Annotated in this window: 15 protein-coding genes and 1 pseudogene; 6 read left to right on the top strand and 10 right to left on the bottom strand. The window is 72.0% G+C overall.

Annotated features, from left to right (window positions below; genetic code table 11):
- The 4 genes from ACFE86_RS16005 to ACFE86_RS15990 form a co-directional block, all read right to left on the bottom strand.
- On the bottom strand, window positions 1-892 hold an 892-nt coding region (locus tag ACFE86_RS16005), incomplete at its 3' end, for a polysaccharide deacetylase family protein (RefSeq protein WP_375456321.1).
- Window positions 889-1,668 (bottom strand): ABC transporter ATP-binding protein, encoded by a 780-nt coding sequence (locus ACFE86_RS16000; protein ID WP_375456320.1) that lies wholly within the window; start codon window positions 1,666-1,668, stop codon window positions 889-891. The genes ACFE86_RS16000 and ACFE86_RS16005, both read right to left, overlap by 4 nt.
- Window positions 1,669-1,686: 18 nt before the next feature.
- Window positions 1,687-2,535, bottom strand: coding sequence for an ABC transporter permease (locus ACFE86_RS15995; protein WP_375456319.1), 849 nt, complete (start codon window positions 2,533-2,535; stop codon window positions 1,687-1,689).
- Window positions 2,536-2,623: 88 nt separating this feature from the next.
- Window positions 2,624-3,568, bottom strand: coding sequence for an ABC transporter substrate-binding protein (locus ACFE86_RS15990; protein ID WP_375456318.1), 945 nt, complete (start codon window positions 3,566-3,568; stop codon window positions 2,624-2,626).
- A gap of 303 nt (window positions 3,569-3,871) precedes the next feature.
- Between ACFE86_RS15990 and ACFE86_RS15985 the strand changes: the two genes are divergently transcribed.
- Entirely contained in the window at window positions 3,872-4,168 is a 297-nt protein-coding gene (locus tag ACFE86_RS15985; protein ID WP_375456317.1) for a hypothetical protein, read from the top strand.
- 26 nt (window positions 4,169-4,194) lie between these two features.
- Here the strand turns inward: ACFE86_RS15985 and ACFE86_RS15980 are convergent, their stop codons facing one another.
- The 3 genes from ACFE86_RS15980 to ACFE86_RS15970 all read right to left on the bottom strand — a co-directional run bounded on the left by ACFE86_RS15980 (window position 4,195) and on the right by ACFE86_RS15970 (window position 6,964).
- Entirely contained in the window at window positions 4,195-5,271 is a 1,077-nt protein-coding gene (locus ACFE86_RS15980; RefSeq protein ID WP_375456316.1) for a methyltransferase domain-containing protein, read from the bottom strand.
- 31 nt (window positions 5,272-5,302) lie between these two features.
- Window positions 5,303-6,241, bottom strand: a complete 939-nt coding sequence (mepA, locus tag ACFE86_RS15975) for a penicillin-insensitive murein endopeptidase (RefSeq protein ID WP_375456315.1) — start codon at window positions 6,239-6,241, stop codon at window positions 5,303-5,305.
- 105 nt (window positions 6,242-6,346) lie between these two features.
- Window positions 6,347-6,964: a ParB-like protein gene (locus ACFE86_RS15970; protein WP_375456314.1), complete on the bottom strand. Its 618-nt coding sequence runs from the start codon at window positions 6,962-6,964 to the stop codon at window positions 6,347-6,349.
- 822 nt (window positions 6,965-7,786) lie between these two features.
- On the opposite strand from ACFE86_RS15970, the gene ACFE86_RS15965 reads away from it, so the two are divergent.
- From ACFE86_RS15965 to ACFE86_RS15955, 3 genes are all read left to right on the top strand, one after another.
- Window positions 7,787-10,726, top strand: coding sequence for an Rne/Rng family ribonuclease (locus tag ACFE86_RS15965; RefSeq protein WP_375456313.1), 2,940 nt, complete (start codon window positions 7,787-7,789; stop codon window positions 10,724-10,726).
- Window positions 10,727-10,886: 160 nt separating this feature from the next.
- The gene (locus ACFE86_RS15960) at window positions 10,887-11,144 is read left to right on the top strand and encodes a hypothetical protein (protein WP_375456312.1); all 258 of its coding nucleotides are present in this window, start codon (window positions 10,887-10,889) and stop codon (window positions 11,142-11,144) included.
- The gene (locus ACFE86_RS15955) at window positions 11,144-11,341 is read left to right on the top strand and encodes a hypothetical protein (protein WP_375456311.1); all 198 of its coding nucleotides are present in this window, start codon (window positions 11,144-11,146) and stop codon (window positions 11,339-11,341) included. The genes ACFE86_RS15960 and ACFE86_RS15955 overlap by 1 nt, the downstream gene beginning before the upstream one ends.
- Before the next feature lie 10 nt (window positions 11,342-11,351).
- On the opposite strand, the gene ACFE86_RS15950 is transcribed toward ACFE86_RS15955, so the two are convergent.
- The 3 genes from ACFE86_RS15950 to ACFE86_RS15940 form a co-directional block, all read right to left on the bottom strand.
- Window positions 11,352-12,506 (bottom strand): pyridoxal phosphate-dependent aminotransferase, encoded by a 1,155-nt coding sequence (locus ACFE86_RS15950; RefSeq protein WP_375456310.1) that lies wholly within the window; start codon window positions 12,504-12,506, stop codon window positions 11,352-11,354.
- Between the two features lie 192 nt (window positions 12,507-12,698).
- The gene (locus ACFE86_RS15945) at window positions 12,699-12,941 is read right to left on the bottom strand and encodes a hypothetical protein (RefSeq protein ID WP_375456309.1); all 243 of its coding nucleotides are present in this window, start codon (window positions 12,939-12,941) and stop codon (window positions 12,699-12,701) included.
- Window positions 12,942-13,268: 327 nt separating this feature from the next.
- Window positions 13,269-13,925 carry a DUF1345 domain-containing protein gene (locus ACFE86_RS15940; RefSeq protein WP_375456308.1) on the bottom strand — a complete coding sequence of 219 codons (657 nt, stop codon included), beginning with the start codon at window positions 13,923-13,925 and terminating at the stop codon, window positions 13,269-13,271.
- 130 nt (window positions 13,926-14,055) lie between these two features.
- On the opposite strand from ACFE86_RS15940, the gene ACFE86_RS15935 reads away from it, so the two are divergent.
- Both ACFE86_RS15935 and ACFE86_RS15930 read left to right on the top strand, forming a co-directional pair.
- Entirely contained in the window at window positions 14,056-14,823 is a 768-nt protein-coding gene (locus ACFE86_RS15935) for a DsbA family protein (protein ID WP_375456307.1), read from the top strand.
- Window positions 14,824-14,876: 53 nt separating this feature from the next.
- Window positions 14,877-15,069: pseudogene (locus ACFE86_RS15930) on the top strand (hypothetical protein); the annotation flags it as partial.

The raw sequence follows: 15,069 nt of genomic DNA, 5'->3' as shown, positions 1-15,069 counted from the left end.
ACCAGTCGAGCAGGTCGCCGCCCTGCATGAACGCCACGTCCGGCCGCGCGAGCAGGGCGTCGAGCAATCGCTCCAGCAGGCCGATGCGGTGGGGCACGCCGGTGATGTAGGGGTGGATCGCAAATCCCATCACCTTGGCGCCGGCCAGCGGCCCGCCGCCGGCGGACTCGCGCGCGAGCCGGTCGCAGTTCGCCAGCGCCCGCTCCACGAACTCGTCGGCGCGGTGGTGCTGGATGGCCAGCATCGGGATGTCGTTCAACTCGACCGAGTAGGGCAGCGCGACGAGCGGCCCGTGCTTCGTCGCGACGCGGCACGGCCGGTCGTCGACCACGAAGTCGCCGACATAGGCGATGCCGGCGGCCTTGAGGTGATCGGGGGTGTCGAGCGTCTCGGTCAGGCCCGGCCCGAGCCAGCCGCGCGGCGTCAGGCCGGTGAAGGTTTCGATCGCCGCGACGGTGCGCGCGATCATCGCCGGCTGGTCCTCGGTGCGGTGCGTCGGCACCTGCTCGAAGCCGTGGGCCATGAACTCCCAGCCGGCGTCCCGCGCCGCGCCAGCGACCCGCGGATAGGCCGCGCAGACCGAGCCGTTGATCGACAGGGTCGGGCGGATGCGCCGCGTCTCGAAGGCTTCGAGGAGGCGCCAGAAGCCGACGCGCATCCCGTACTCGTGCCACGCCCAGTTCGGCAGGTCCGGCAGCAGCGCGGCCGCGGTCGGCGGCACCAGGATCTGGCGCGGCATGGGGTTGTCGATCAGCCAGTGCTCGACGTTGACCACCGGCCACACCGCGACCGCCTTGCCCCCGGGCAGCGCCAGCCGCGGGCGGTCGATCGCCGCGCGGTAGGCGAGGCGGTTCTCGGGCCGGCGGGGGTCGTCGCGGGAGACGGTGCTCATGCGGCCTTCGGAGCGTGGTGGCTGTGGAGCTGAGCCGAGAGCATCCGGCGCACGTCGTTGAAGGCGGGGCTCGACACGTCGCGGCGGCGGGGCAGGTCGATGGCGTGCACCGCCTCGATCCGACCGGGGCCGGGCGACATCATCACGATGCGGTCGGCCAGGAAGATCGCCTCCTCGATGGCATGCGTCACGAACAGCACGGTCAGCCCGGTGCGGCGCCACAGGTCGAGGAGCTCGTCCTGCAACCGCTCGCGGGTCATGGCATCGAGCGCCCCGAACGGCTCGTCCATCAGCACGACCTCGGCGTCGTTGGCGAGCACGCGGGCGATGGCGACGCGCTGCTTCATGCCGCCGGAGAGCTGGTGCGGGTAGGCGTCGGCGAAGCGCGAGAGGCCGACGAGGTCGATGTAGCGTTCCGCGGTCTCGCGCACCTCGGCGTGAGGGCGGCCCCGCGACTTCGGGCCGAAGCCGATGTTGTGGCGCACGGTGAGCCACGGGAACAGGCCGTAATCCTGGAACACCATGCCGCGGCTCGGGCCTGGGCCGGGGATCGGCTTGCCCCACATCAGCGCCTGCCCTCCGGTGGCGGCCTCGAAGCCGGCGAGGATGCGGAGCAGGGTGGACTTGCCGCAGCCCGACGCCCCGAGCAGGCAGACGAAGTCTCCGCGCTGCACCGTGAGGTTCGCCCCGCGCAACGCCTCGGTGGTGCGGCCTTGCGCGCGGTAGGTCTTCGAGACGTTGCGCACGTCGAGGATGGGCAGAGTCGGATCAGCCATCGGAATCAACCAAGGGAATCAGCCATGCGCGGGGCTCCAGGCGAGCAGGCGGCGGCCGGTCTCCATCACGATCCGGTCGGAGACGAAGCCCGCGACGCCGATCACCACCATGCCGCAGATCACGATCTCGGTGCGGGAGAGCTGGCGCGCCTCCATGATGATCGCGCCCAGGCCCGTCTGCACGCCGGTCATCTCGCCCACCACGATCACCACCCAGGCGAACCCTAAGCCGAGCCGCAGGCCCGTGAAGATCGAGGGAAGGGCTGCCGGCAGCACGACGCGGGCGAACTGCGCCGTCCCGGTGCAGCCGAGCATCGCCGCGGCTTCGAACAGCCGCGGCTCGACCGAGCGCACGCCGAAGATGGTGTTGACGAGGATCGGGTAGAACGCCCCGAGGAAGACGAGGAAGTAGGCCGAGCGCGGGCCGAGACCGAACAGGATCATCGCCAGCGGCAGCCACGCGGTGACGGGCACCGGGCGCAGGATCTGGAAGGTCGGGTCCAGCAGCGCCCGCATCAGCGGCACGCGGCCGATCAGCAGGCCGAGTGGCAGGGCCGCGGCGGCGGCGAGCGCGAAGCCGCCGAAGACGCGACTGAGCGAGGCGGAGAGGTGCGCCCACAGGGTGCCGCTGAAGGCGTCGTCGTTGATGCCGCCGAGGGCAAGGTCGCGCATCGCGGTCCACACGTCCGCGGGCGGCGGGATCAGGCTGTAGGGCTTGCCGACCGTCGCGAGGTGCCAGACCAGGGCGAGGGCTGCCGGGATGACGAGGGCGAGGGCTGGGGCGCGCAGGCGCCTGAGGGCGCCGAGGCGGAGTGGTGACCGGGCAGGCGCCGCATCACCGGGGAGTGCCTGAACCGCGTCGCGCATCGCAACCTCCCGCCGCTGGAGCCCGAAAGCCTGGATCGATCCCTCCCCGGCAGAAGGGGGAGGGATAGGCGCGCTTTCCTCGAAGCCGTCACACGTCGCGCATCGCGTCGACGAACGTCGTGTCGATGAAGCCCGGGTCGGGCAGGCGCTTGATCTGCTTCAGGGCGAGCATGTGCTGTGCGTAGGCGTTGGCCTTGCGGACCTCGTCGGGCCCGAGCTTCCAGGTGAGGTCGACGTTGGGGGCCGAGATCACCAGCGCCTCGCGCTTCTGCCCGAGCTTGGCCACCGCCATGTCGATCATCGCGTCGCGGTTCTTGGCCGCGAACTCGGTGCCCTTGCGGTGGATGTCGAGCATCGTGCGGACGAGATCCGGCTTCTCGGCAATCGTGTCGCGGTGGGTGCCGAACACCATGTTCAGCGCGCCCATCTCGGTGCCGTAGGGATATTCCACGAGTTGCCCGACGCCGCTCGACAGGCTGACGCCGGGGCCGGGCTCGGCGCCGACATAGGCATCGATGTCGCCGCGCGCCAGGGCGATGTGCATCTCCGAGAACGAGATGCGCACGGGGGTGATGTCCCTGATCGACAGGCCCTCCATCCGCATCCGTTCGAGCGCGAACACCTCCTGCGTCGAGCCGGGCCAGATCGCGACGCGCTTGCCCCGGAGGTCCTTGACCGCGCGGATGTCGGAATCCTTCTTCGCGATGATCGCCATGCCGCCGTTGCAGGTTGAGGCGATCACCTCCAGCGGCTCGCCCGCTGCGGCGCCCAGCGTCGCCGCCGCGATGCCGAAGGTGCCGAAATCGACCGACTTCGTGACCACCGCGTTCTTGCACTCGGTCGGGCTCTCGAACGGGATCACCTCCACCTTGAAGCCGGCCGGCGTGAACCGCTCGTAGAAGTACGGGGCGATCGAGTGGATCAGCTTGAGCGAGCCCATCCGGATCGTGGTGGGCTCCGCTGCGCGCGCGACGAAGGGCGCGGAGACGAGCCCGGCTCCGAGGCCGGCGAGGAGGGTGCGGCGGGCGATCATGGCTTCACTCCGGGAGCGGTGGCGATTTGCGGCTCAAGGCAGCCCGGCGTCGCAAACGCGTGCCCGTTCGGGACCGCCTCGCGTCTCGGCAACGGAGCGGCCAGGCGCGCCTTTCCAGTCCATTTGCAGGACCCGTGCCGCGCTGCCGGGAACCGCCCGTGAAGCATCGTCGCGGCGGCGTTTACCCATGCGTTCACTTACGGCCGCGACCACCGCACGGGGCGGATCACCCCCGGTGGATTGGGAGCGAATCGGGTCCGGTCCGCATTGCCGTCCTGCGCCGCCGCGCGACGGGACAGCCTGATGATCACCGACCGACGCCTGATCCACGCGAGCGAGAACGGCGACCGCTGGTGGCTCCGCCGAGGCCCGGGCGGGGCCGTGGCGATCCTGCACGAGCCGAACGCGCCCTCGGGCGGGCGGCCCTCCGAGATGGCGGTCGGCGCCTTCCTGCGGGCGGACGCGGGCGGGCCCGAGCATCAGGCGCTCCTCGCCCTGATCGGCTCGCTCGTGGGGGATGCGAGGCCCGCCCCCGCACCACTCGCGCCGGAGCCCGGCGCCGCGGCGGCCGAACCGACGCCGGGGGAAGAGCTTTCGTGAACGGCCGCCGTCAGGCTCCGGCCTTGCTACCTTGCTATCTTGCGGAAGACGGCGACGATGTCCTCCTCCCGCAGATCCGTCGGGCCGCCGGCGCGGCGGACCATCCGTTCGACCGCGGCGACGTCGAGGTCGCCGCGCTGGCCCCACGGCTCCGGCGGCGTCTCCAGGAGAAGCGTCGCGAAGCCCGCCGCCTCGAACGCGGAACGCAGCTCGTCGGGGGTGAACTCGCGGACGTGCTTTCGGAAGAACATCGGCGGCTCCATCTTCACGGCGCGGGCGATGACGCCGTAGGCGCAGGCGTTCGGGGTGGTGCAGACGACGAGGCCGCCGGGCTTCAGCACCCGATGCATCTCGGACACGAGGCAGGCGACGCCGGAGCCGTTGAAGCTGTCGAGCGGGCCGCTGCCGTCCCGGTCCTTGATGTGCTCGATCACCTCCAGGCAGAGCACCGCGTCGTGGCTCGCGTCGGCGACCTCGGGCATCGGCTGGCGCAGGTCGTGGACGGTCTGGGCCACCCGCAGGCCGCGGCCCTCCAGGAAGGTCGAGAGCGGCGAGGCCCCGCCGACCTCGATCACGCTCGCGCCGGGATCGATGAACGGGCTCATGATCCGGAACGTCGTCAGCCAGCGTTTCCGGTGGAACCACCAGTAGTCCAGCACGCCCCGGAGGCGCGCGTTCCCGGGGTCGGCGGTCAGCGCGTCTTCCAGTCCGGTGACCGCGTCCCGCAGGAACGTCGTGAAGTCGGGAAGCCAGGGCGCGAGGCCGCCGACGGCGGGGCCGGGCGCCGGGTCCGGCGGCACGGGGCGCGCGTCCCGCTCCCAGCCGCGGTAGTCGCGCGCGAGGCCGTGCAGGAGGAAGTGAGAGAGCGGGTCGAACTTCGCCGCCGCGACGTCGGGGTTGGCCCGCAGATAGCCTTGCGCGCTGAAATAGGCGTTCGGGTCCCGGTGCTCGGCCCGGCCGATGGTCCGGTAATGCTCCGTCGGCGACAGGCCGGAGGCCGCGACGTCGGGATAGGCGCCCGCGTAGAACACCGGATCGAAGCCGGGGATGAACGGGTCCGGCTTCTTCCGGCGCCCGATCCGAAGCAGGTCGAACACTGTCATCGCCGCGAAGTCCCGATCCGTGAAGTCCCGATCATCGCGCCTTCAGCACCGCGCGGCACGCGGCCGGGAGCGCGGCCATGGTCATCGCCGGGCGCGGCGTCGGCTTCACCTTCGGGGGCTTCGGGTGGAGGATCGCGTCGCTGAACCAGTAGGCCAGTTCCTCGCCGCAGCCGTCGCCGGGGGGCGGGGCGGCCTGGTCGCCGCAGGAATCCTGGCCGTCGGGGCAACCCAGGCGAATATGGTAGTGGTAGTTGTGCCCGTACATTGGGCGCACCTTGCGCAGCCAGCCCCGGTCGCCGCCAGCCTCGCGGCAGAGCGCCTTCTTGATCGCCGGGTTGACGAAGAGGCGCGCCACCTCCGGCTGCTCGGCGGTGAGACGGATCAGCCGCAGCCGCTCCGGCGTCCAGGTCTCGGGATCGACGTCGAGGCGGTCGGCGCGCACCATGTCGGTGGCCGAGGTCTCCTCGCGCTCGACCCGGCTCATGCGGTGGTCCGGCATCGGGGTCAGCCAGATGTCGGCGTCGAGGCCGAGCTGGTGCGAGGCGTGGCCCGTCAGCATAGGCCCGCCGCGGGGCTGCGACATGTCGCCGACCAGCAGCCCCGGCCAGCCGGCCCGCGGCGCCTGGGCGGCCAGCCGCTCCAAGAAGTCGACGAGGGCGGGCGTACCCCAGTTCCGATTGCGCGACAGCCGCATCACCTGCCACGTCGCCCCGTCGACCGGCAGCGCCTCGCCGCCGGAGAAGCAGCCCTTGGCATAGGAGCCGTAGGCGTGGGCCGGGCCGGGCGCCGGAGCGGTCACCCGCCCGAACAGGGCCTTGGCCGGCGTCGCGGGCGCGTCCGGATTCTCCAGCGGCGGCAGCGGCTTCGGGTTGACGCTGCCCCTGTCCTGGGCGTGCGCGACGCCGGCGAGCAGCGCGAGGGCGGCGGAGACGGGAACGGCGAGGGCGGCGAAGCGCGGCTGTGTCGGCATCGCGCGAGGCTATCCCGCGGGCCGGGTGCGCGTCGAGGGGCGGCTCGTGCGATGGCTGCGGCCGGGCAGCCGGCCGCCGTCGCGCGAGGCGCTTCGGGAGCCGCCTCAACGCTCGACCCGTCCGCACCAGCCGGGCAGGTAGCCGGCCTCGGGCGCCTTGGCCAGCGCCATCGCCTCCTTGAGGGCGGCGGAGAAGTCGTTGCCAATGAGCTTGGCCTCGACGTGGCGGCGGAGATAGTCGGCCCAGAGGAATTCGCTGAAGGGCGTCGTGTCCTTGGCAAATCCCCCGGCCCGGCGGAGTTCGCCGGCCAGGCTCCGGTAGGGATCGTCGGCCAGATCCGCCATCGCCTTCGGGATGTCCCTGAACCCGACGCGGACGCCGTCGGCATCGTAGGGGTGCACCCACGACCTGTGGTCGCACACCGTCCAGAACGCCTCCTTGTCGAGGTGGTGCAGGTCGGCGACCACGGTGACGAGCACGCGCTCGACACCCTCCTCCAGCAGGGCGCGGGAGAGGTGGTGGTGGTCGATGACGTAGTGGTGCTTCTTCGGCCCGAGCAGCGTCGGCACCATGTGCGCCGCGAGGAAGGCCGCGCGCTTGCCGGCGTCGTTCTCGCGCCAGCGCCTGCGCTTCTCGGCGACCTCGCGGTAGCCCACGGTCATCTGCGTCGGGCGCAGCTCCGCGATCGGGACGGACGTCAGCACCGGCTCTCGGTCGGCCATCGCTTCGATCTCCCTCGGCCGGACGCGTCCCGTTGCCTGCCTGCGCGGATCTGTCACGAACGCGCGCGGCCCGGAAGGGTTTTCGCACCCGCCGTCGTTCACGGTTCGGGGGGGGGCCGGCGGACCGGGTGCCGGGGCGTCCATGATCGCGAAACCTGCGTTCCGGCGCCCCGGCGCGCGGCGCATCCGGGCCGTGGATGCGCAACGCCCGTCGTGGGCCGCCCGTGAGGACACGGACCCCGCCTCGAAACGATCGCCCCGGACCCCCGTGACGGTCTTGCCAAATCCCTGCGACGATCTGTAATGATGGCCCGCCTTGTCCGGTCGCATGCGACCGTCGGCGCGTCGAAGCCCCGCAACGGGGCGGGGACGCGTCTTCAGGCGGTCTCGAGCCTTAACGCCGCCGTGTCCTCTCGGACGCTTCGCGCCGATCGGTCTGGGCACTGCACACGCGACGGGTCTCAGCCCGCCGCACGGATTTTTTGGACGTTGCGGCCGCCCTCCGGCGAGGGCCGGCCGGGATGGTTTTCGCGAGGTCGGGGACACGGATGGACGGAGGCACAGCATCGGTTGCCGTTGCCCGTGCCGCCAGCGCGCGCGTTTCGCGTCGCGCCGGTCCGTCCAGCCCCCCGGCCAGGTTCAACCCCAGGTGCGCGGATCGCGCGCGCCGAGCGGCGGTTGGCGGCAATCCCTTCAGTTCAGCCCCCGCGGCCTCGTCGAGGCCGGCGCGAGCCCTCTCCGCAACGGCCTTCAGGCCGGGAGAGGCTCCACCGGGACACGGGCCCAGGAGAGCGACGCCCGCCGCCATGTCGAAAGTTCGTCATGGCCAACAAGATGCTCATCGACGCGATGCACCCGGAGGAGACCCGGGTCGTCACGGTCCACGGTTCCAGGGTTGAGGAGTTCGACTTCGAGGCGGCCGACCGCCGCCAGCTTCGCGGCAACATCTACCTCGCCAAGGTGATCCGCGTGGAGCCCTCGCTCCAGGCCGCCTTCGTCGAGTACGGCGGCAACCGCCACGGCTTCCTCGCCTTCAGCGAGATCCACCCGGACTACTATCAGATCCCGCTGGCCGACCGTCAGGCGCTTCTGGAGGACGAGGCCCGCGACGCCGAGGAGCACCGCGAGCGCGAGGAGCGCCGCCGCGCGGCGCCGCGCTCCAACGGACGCCGCGTCCGCGGGCGCCGCGCCGAGGCCGCCGCCAGGTCCGACGAGACGGTGAGCGCCGAAGACCTTCCGCATGCGGAAGACTCTTCATACGTGGAAGAGCCTTCGCACGTGGAAGAGCCGCACGCCGAGGGCGCCGCCGCGCCGGGGGGCGACGCCTCCGCCGACCTGCCCGAGACGGCGGCCGAGGGCCATCCTTCCGCGGCGCACGACGCCGACGTGCAGCGGGCCGAGGCGCCGCAGGACGCCGCACCGGTCGATGAGGGCGCATCGGAAGACGCCGACATGGCCGAGGTTGGGCCGCGTCCCGAGGCGATCGTCGCCGTGGCCGAGGGCCTGACCGTCGCGGAGGCGCCCGAGGCGGAGACCGCCGCGCAGGATGCGGCGGACGAGGACGACGATCCGGACGAGGACGACGAGGACGACGGCGACGACGAGGAATCCGACGAGGACGACGGCGACGAGGACCCCGACGCCGAGCCCAAGATCGCCCAGGTCGGCGGCAGCGGAGATGCGCTCGCCGAGTTGCCCGAGCGCCCGCGCAGCCATCGCCGGCACTACAAGATCCAGGAGGTGATCAAGCGCCGTCAGATCATCCTCGTGCAGGTGGTGAAGGAGGAGCGCGGCACCAAGGGCGCGGCGCTGACCACCTACCTGTCGCTCGCCGGCCGCTACTCGGTGCTGATGCCCAACACCGGCCGCGGCGGCGGCATCTCGCGCAAGATCACGTCTGCTGCCGACCGCAAGCGGCTGAAGGAGACGGCGCAGGCGCTGGAGGTGCCGGACGGCATGGGCGTGATCCTGCGCACCGCCGGCGCCTCCCGCACCATGCCGGAGATCAAGCGCGACTTCGAATACCTGATGCGCCTGTGGGAATCGGTCCGCGCGCTGACCCTGTCCTCGACCGCGCCGGCGCTGGTCTACGAGGAGGGCTCGCTGATCAAGCGCGCCATCCGCGACCTGTACAACAAGGACCTCGACGAGGTGCTGGTCTCGGGCGAGGACGCCTACGCGGAGGCGCGCGACTTCATGCGCATGCTGATGCCGCAGCAGGCGAAGGTGGTGAAACCCTACCGCGACCCGACGCCGATCTTCGCCAGGCATGGCGTCGAGCAGCAGCTCGACGCGATGTTCTCGACCCACGTCACGCTGAAGTCCGGCGGCTACCTCGTCATCAACCCGACCGAGGCTCTGGTCTCCATCGACGTGAACTCCGGGCGCTCGACCCGCGAGCACGACATCGAGGACACGGCTTTGCGCACCAACATGGAGGCGGCCGAGGAGGTCGCGCGCCAGTTGCGCCTGCGCGATCTCGCCGGCCTGGTGGTGATCGACTTCATCGACATGGAGGAGAAGCGCAACAACCGCGCCGTCGAGAAGAAGCTCAACGACTGCCTGAAGAACGACCGCGCCCGCATCCAGGTCGGCCGGATCTCGCCCTTCGGCCTGCTGGAGATGAGCCGCCAGCGCATCCGCACGGGCGTGCTCGAATCCTCGTCGATCCCGTGCATCCATTGCGGCGGCTCCGGGTTCGTGCGCGCCACGGCCTCCGTCGCGCTGCAGATCCTGCGCTCGATCGAGGAGGCGCTGCTCAAGTCGGCGACCCACAACCTGATCCTTCGCACCCGCACCGAGGTGGCGCTGTACATCCTCAACCAGAAGCGCGGCCACCTGCACGAACTGGAGATGCGCTTCTCCGTCACCGTTCAGATCGCCGCCGACGAGCGCCTCGGCGCGACCACGGCGTTCCAGATCGATCGCGGCGACATCGCGCAGCGGGCGGAGGCGCCGGTCACCGGCATCCGCGCGGCGGCGATCTCGCCCGTGTCCGAGATCGAGGAGGACGATTACGTCGAGGAGGCCGAGGACGAGCCCGTCGAGGATGCGGTCGCCGCAGTCGATGGCTCGGGCGAGACCGAGGGCGACGAGGCCGAAGGCGCCGGCGAGGGGCGCTCCGCGGCATCCGAGACCGCCGAAGAGGGACAGCGCCGCCGGCGCCGGCGCCGGCGCAAGCGCGGCGGCCGGGCCGACAACGGCACGGACGAGCGCGCCGCGGATGCCGGTGCGGATGCGGGCGACGACGAGGACGCCGAGGGCGAGACCGACACCGCCGGGGCGGCCGGCTCCGAGCCCGCGGAGGCGGCCGGTTCCGAGCCCGTCGAGGCGTCCGAGACGGACGAGGATGCCGGCGGCCGCCGCCGCCGCCGCGGGCGCCGGGGCGGGCGGGGCCGTGCCGAGGGGCGCGGCCGCGACGGCGGCGAGCCGGCGCAGGCCGGGTCCGCTGCGCCGTCCGAGCCCGGCGACGATCCGGTCGCCGTCCTCGGGTCCGACGAGCCGGTGAGCGCCGCGGCGGTGGCCGAGGCGATCGCGGAGGCGGCACCGCCCGCCGAGACGGCCATCGCGCTGCCGGTCTCCCTGCCGTCCGAGACGGAGGAGCCCGTCGCGGCGTCCGGCCCGGCGCAGGCCGAGCCGGCTCCGGCGCCCATGCGCGCGCCGGAGCCCGTGGCCGTCGTGCTCAGCGAACCCTCCGATCCCGACCGGCCCAAGCGCGCCGGCTGGTGGTCGCGCACCAAGGCCGCGCTGACCGGCGAGTAGAAGTCCGCGCCCGCGATTGCCATCCCATCGCGGGTGCAGGCATTCCGTCACCGCGTGGCGCGCCATATGCTCTTTCTGCGTGTAAATATGGGATGAGTTTTACCATTGGTTGAACCATGCGGGCTTAAGGTGACCCGAATTCGTTCGGGAGAGCCCTGTGATGGCCCAGCAGATCCGCGTCACCGGCGCGATCGCCTCCAGCATCGGGCGGATCGCGACGGGCACCGAGAAATCGCGCGGCGAGATCGGGGACGCGATCGGCCGGCTCGATGCGCTGGAAGCGATGAGCCGCGCGCTGCTCGACCGCCAGGAGGCGACCCGCTGGCCCTGGCGCTCGCCCGCCTGCCGGCCGATTGCGCCGCCTGGAAGCGCCGGCTGGCCTCGATCCTCGTCGGCGCCGTGCCCGATACCGGGATGATGACCGTCACCGTGGACCCGGTCCTGCCGGCGGCGGTGCGCGCAAACCTCGGCGAGGCCGCGGCGCAGGCGACCGCGCTGTGCGCAGACGTGCGCATGCAGGACTGGGACGCGGCCACGATCGCCTTCCGGGCCTTCGATGCGGCGACCGCGGCGGCGTGCGCCGCGGCGGAGTCCACGGAGCGCGACGCGGCCTGAAACCCACCGCCTACCCGAGCCAGCTCCGCAGGCGCGCCACCGCCTCGCGGCACTCGGCCTCGGAGCCGGCGAACGAGAACCGGACGTGGTGGCCGCCTGCCTCCCGGTCGAAGTCGAGGCCGGGCGTTGCCGCGACACCGGCCTCGTCGAGCATCCGCCGGCAGAAGACGGCGGCGTCGTTCGTGAGGTCGGCGACGTCCGCGTAGAGGTAGAACGCGCCGTCGACCGGATGCGTGCGCCCGAGGCCGAGGCGCGGGAACGCATCGAGCAGGATCTCGCGGTTCCGCGCGTAGCCGTCGCGCACCGCGTCGAGGTCCGCGGTCGCGTCGAGGGCGGCGAGCGCGCCCACCTGCGAGAGGTAGGGCGCCGAGATGTAGAGGTGCTGCGCCAGCCGCTCGATCGGTCGGACCAGCGCGTCCGGCACCACCATCCAGCCGACGCGCCAGCCGGTCATGCAGTGGTACTTCGAGAACGAGTTGATCACGATCGCCTCGGGCTCGAAGCGCAGGGCCGTCGTCGTCGGCACGCCGTAGCTGAGGCCGTGGTAGATCTCGTCGGAGACGAAGGGCAGCCGCAGGCGGCGCGCCTCCGCGCAGAGGTCGCGGAGCGCGCCCGCGCCGATCACCGTGCCGGAGGGGTTGGCCGGGCTCATCGCCAGCACGCCCGAGAGGTCGTGCGCCGCGTGCGTCGCCCGCAGGAGCGCGGCGGTCGGGGCGAAGCGGTCCTCAGCCCGCAGCCGCATCGGCACGGGCACGAGGTCGAGCGCCGCCAGGATGTTGCGGTAGGCCGGGTATCCCGGCTGGGGCACGCCGACGCGGGCGCCCGCGTCGAACAGGCCCAGGAAAGCCAGGATGAAGCCCGCCGACGAGCCGGTGGTGATCACGACGCGCTCCGGCGCGACGGCGACGCCGTGGCGCTCGCGGTAGTCCCGCGCGATGCGCGCGCGCAAAGCGGGCATCCCCAGCGCCTCGGTGTAGGGCACGCGCCCGCGTTCCAGCGCCCGCTGCGCTGCTGCGATTACCGCCCGCGGCGCCGGCGCGGAGGGCTGGCCGATCTCCATCCGCACCACGTCCTCGCCCTGCCGCACCTTGGCGGCGGCGGCCGCCATCACGTCCATGGCGAGGAAGGGCGCGACCGCGGCGACGCGGCGGGAGGTGGGAATCATGGGGTCGAACGCTGGGTGAGACGGAGGACGGCGCACCGGAAGCGCCGTCGGCAGGCGATCCGCGCCGACGGGAACGGGCTCCGCGCTCGCGTCGTTAGAGGCGAACGACGCATGGGCGCGATCGGAGACGGGCCGTCAAGGCTTCCGGGTGAACCGGGTTTGACCGAGACGAGGTGCGAAGGGCAAGCCCGGTCAGCCGGCGAACGGTTCGAGGAACCAATCGTAGCGTTCGGCGCTCGTCGGGAAGCCGAGCAGTTCGGACAGCCGCGTCACCGCCGCCGCGCCGAGCGGAAAGGCGCCCGGCGCGTCCCGAACGTCCGCAGGTGCTTCGGCGGCTTGCCGAGCCTCCATGACGAGGGCCGGCGGCACGTCCCGCTCCAATTCCAGCCGCTCCGATACCTTGTCGTAGCCGGCAACCCGGTGGACCACGCTCACGGCTCGATGCGCCTCGTTCCGTCGGCCTCGACGGAAATCCATCATCATTGGCGGCGAGCGCGCCTTGATAGTTCCCACGAGGACCATGCACCTCGACATGTCCGTGCCGATATACCGCGTTGCCGACGGAATTCCGGATCGAGCACGGGTCCCTTCTCCCATGGGGAGAAGGACAGGATGAGGGGCGTGACCTCTCCGGACAGACCTGAACACTCGCCCGCCAAGGGGGGCCGCACCGCGTACGGACGGATGACGGCGCTACGTCCGTCACGGCACGCGAGGCGGTTGCAGCCGGAAGTTGTCCGCGTTCGAAGATGTACCGGCAACTCAACGCCCCACGAACCCCGCCGCCATGTTCACCGCGAGCGCCAGCACGCCCGTGTTGAACAGGTAGGCGTAGACGGTCTGCACTGTCGCGATCCGGCGCATGCGCTTGCTCGTGATGTTGGTGTCCGAGGTCGCCGCCGCCGCGCCGATGGTGACGGCGAAGTACAGGAAGTCCCAGAAGTCGGGCTCCGCGTCGCCGTGGAAGTCGAGGCCGCCCCGGCTCTCGCCCGCGTCGCCCGCGCCGTGGTAGACGTGGGCGTAGTGGATCGTGAAGACGAGCTGCACGAACACCCAGGCGCAGAGCACCGTCGCGCCCGCGAGCGCGAGGTCGTAGGCCTTGCCGGCGCCGGTCGCGCGCCCGCCCAGCACCAGCACCGCCACCGCCCCGAAGCTGGCGGCGGCGGCGAGCAGCGCGAAGACCGAGATCGCGGCGGCGCTGTCGTCGAGGCGCGCGGCCTGTCGGCGCAGGGCGTCGCGGGACTGCCCCGTGGCCTGGCGGACGATCAGCACCGCGTAGACGACGACGCCGACGCACCAGCCCGTGAGCAGGCGCGTGCCCGCCGACGGACCCGGCAGGATCAGGGCGACGGCAGCGGCGAGGCCCATCGCGCCGAGGAGGCGCGGGCGCAGCCGGAAGGCGCGGACCGGATTGAGCATGGGGACGACGACTCGGTGCAGGATCGTTGGCGCGGCGCGGCGAGAATTGACCCGGCGCCGCGAAAACGCCTAACCCGGCCGCTAGCGGTCGATCACGCACCGGCCCGGTCTGCCCGCTCAGCGAGGACGTATGCCCTTCTCCCGATCCCTGACGATCCTCGCCCTGAGCCTCGGGCTCGCCGCGCCGGCGCTCGCGCAGACGGCCGCACCCTTCACCGACGCGCAGCGCGCCGGCATCGAGGCGATCGTCAGGGACTACCTCGTCAAGAACCCCGAGGTGCTTCAGGAGGCGATCGCCGAGGGCGAGAAGCGGCAGGTGGAGACGCAGCGCCTCGCCCAGGCCGCGGCGCTGAAGGAATCGCGCAAGGCGCTGCTCGACAGCCCGCACGACGTGATCGCCGGCAACCCGGCGGGCGACATCACCCTGATCGAGTTCTTCGACTACAATTGCGGCTACTGCCGCAAGGCCCTCGGCGACGTGCAGGCGCTGATCAAGGCCGACCCGAAGCTGCGCGTCGTCATCAAGGACTTCCCGGTGCTCGGCCCCGAGTCGCTGGAGGCAAGCCAGATCGCGCTCGCGGTCAAGCAGCAGCTCAAGGGCGACAGGCTGTTCGAGTACCACCAGAAGCTGCTCGACGCGAAGGGCCGGGTGAACGGCGCCAAGGCGCTCCAGGTCGCCAAGGAGATGGGCCTCGACACCGTCCGGCTCCAGAAGGACGCGCAGGGGCCCGAGGTGAAGGCCGCGCTCGCCGAGAACCGCGGCTTGGGCGACAAGCTCGGCCTGTCGGGCACGCCCGCCTTCATCATCGGCGACGAGATCATCCCCGGCGCGGTCGGCGTCGATCCGATCCGCAAGACCATCGCCGACGTGCGCCAGTGCGGCCACGCCTCCTGCTGAAGGCGCGCGCCGCGGCCGAGGCCCCTCGTCCGACGGTCGCCCACGCGCACCGGATGCCGCGCGGTCCGTGGGCCGTCCGGGCCGCCGACGCCGGCTCGCGGCGCGGCAGACCCCGGAAAGAGCATCCCAAGAAGAACGTCCCGAGAAGACAGGCCCCGATGCCCAAGCACGATCCGATCGATTCCGACCTCGTGCGCGAACTCGCCAACCTCGTCACCGAGACCGGCCTGTCCGAGATCGAGGTCG

This window comes from uncultured Methylobacterium sp. (assembly GCF_964244095.1).
In the GTDB taxonomy this organism is placed as follows: domain Bacteria; phylum Pseudomonadota; class Alphaproteobacteria; order Rhizobiales; family Beijerinckiaceae; genus Methylobacterium.
This window is presented reverse-complemented; position numbering and strand designations above follow the sequence as displayed.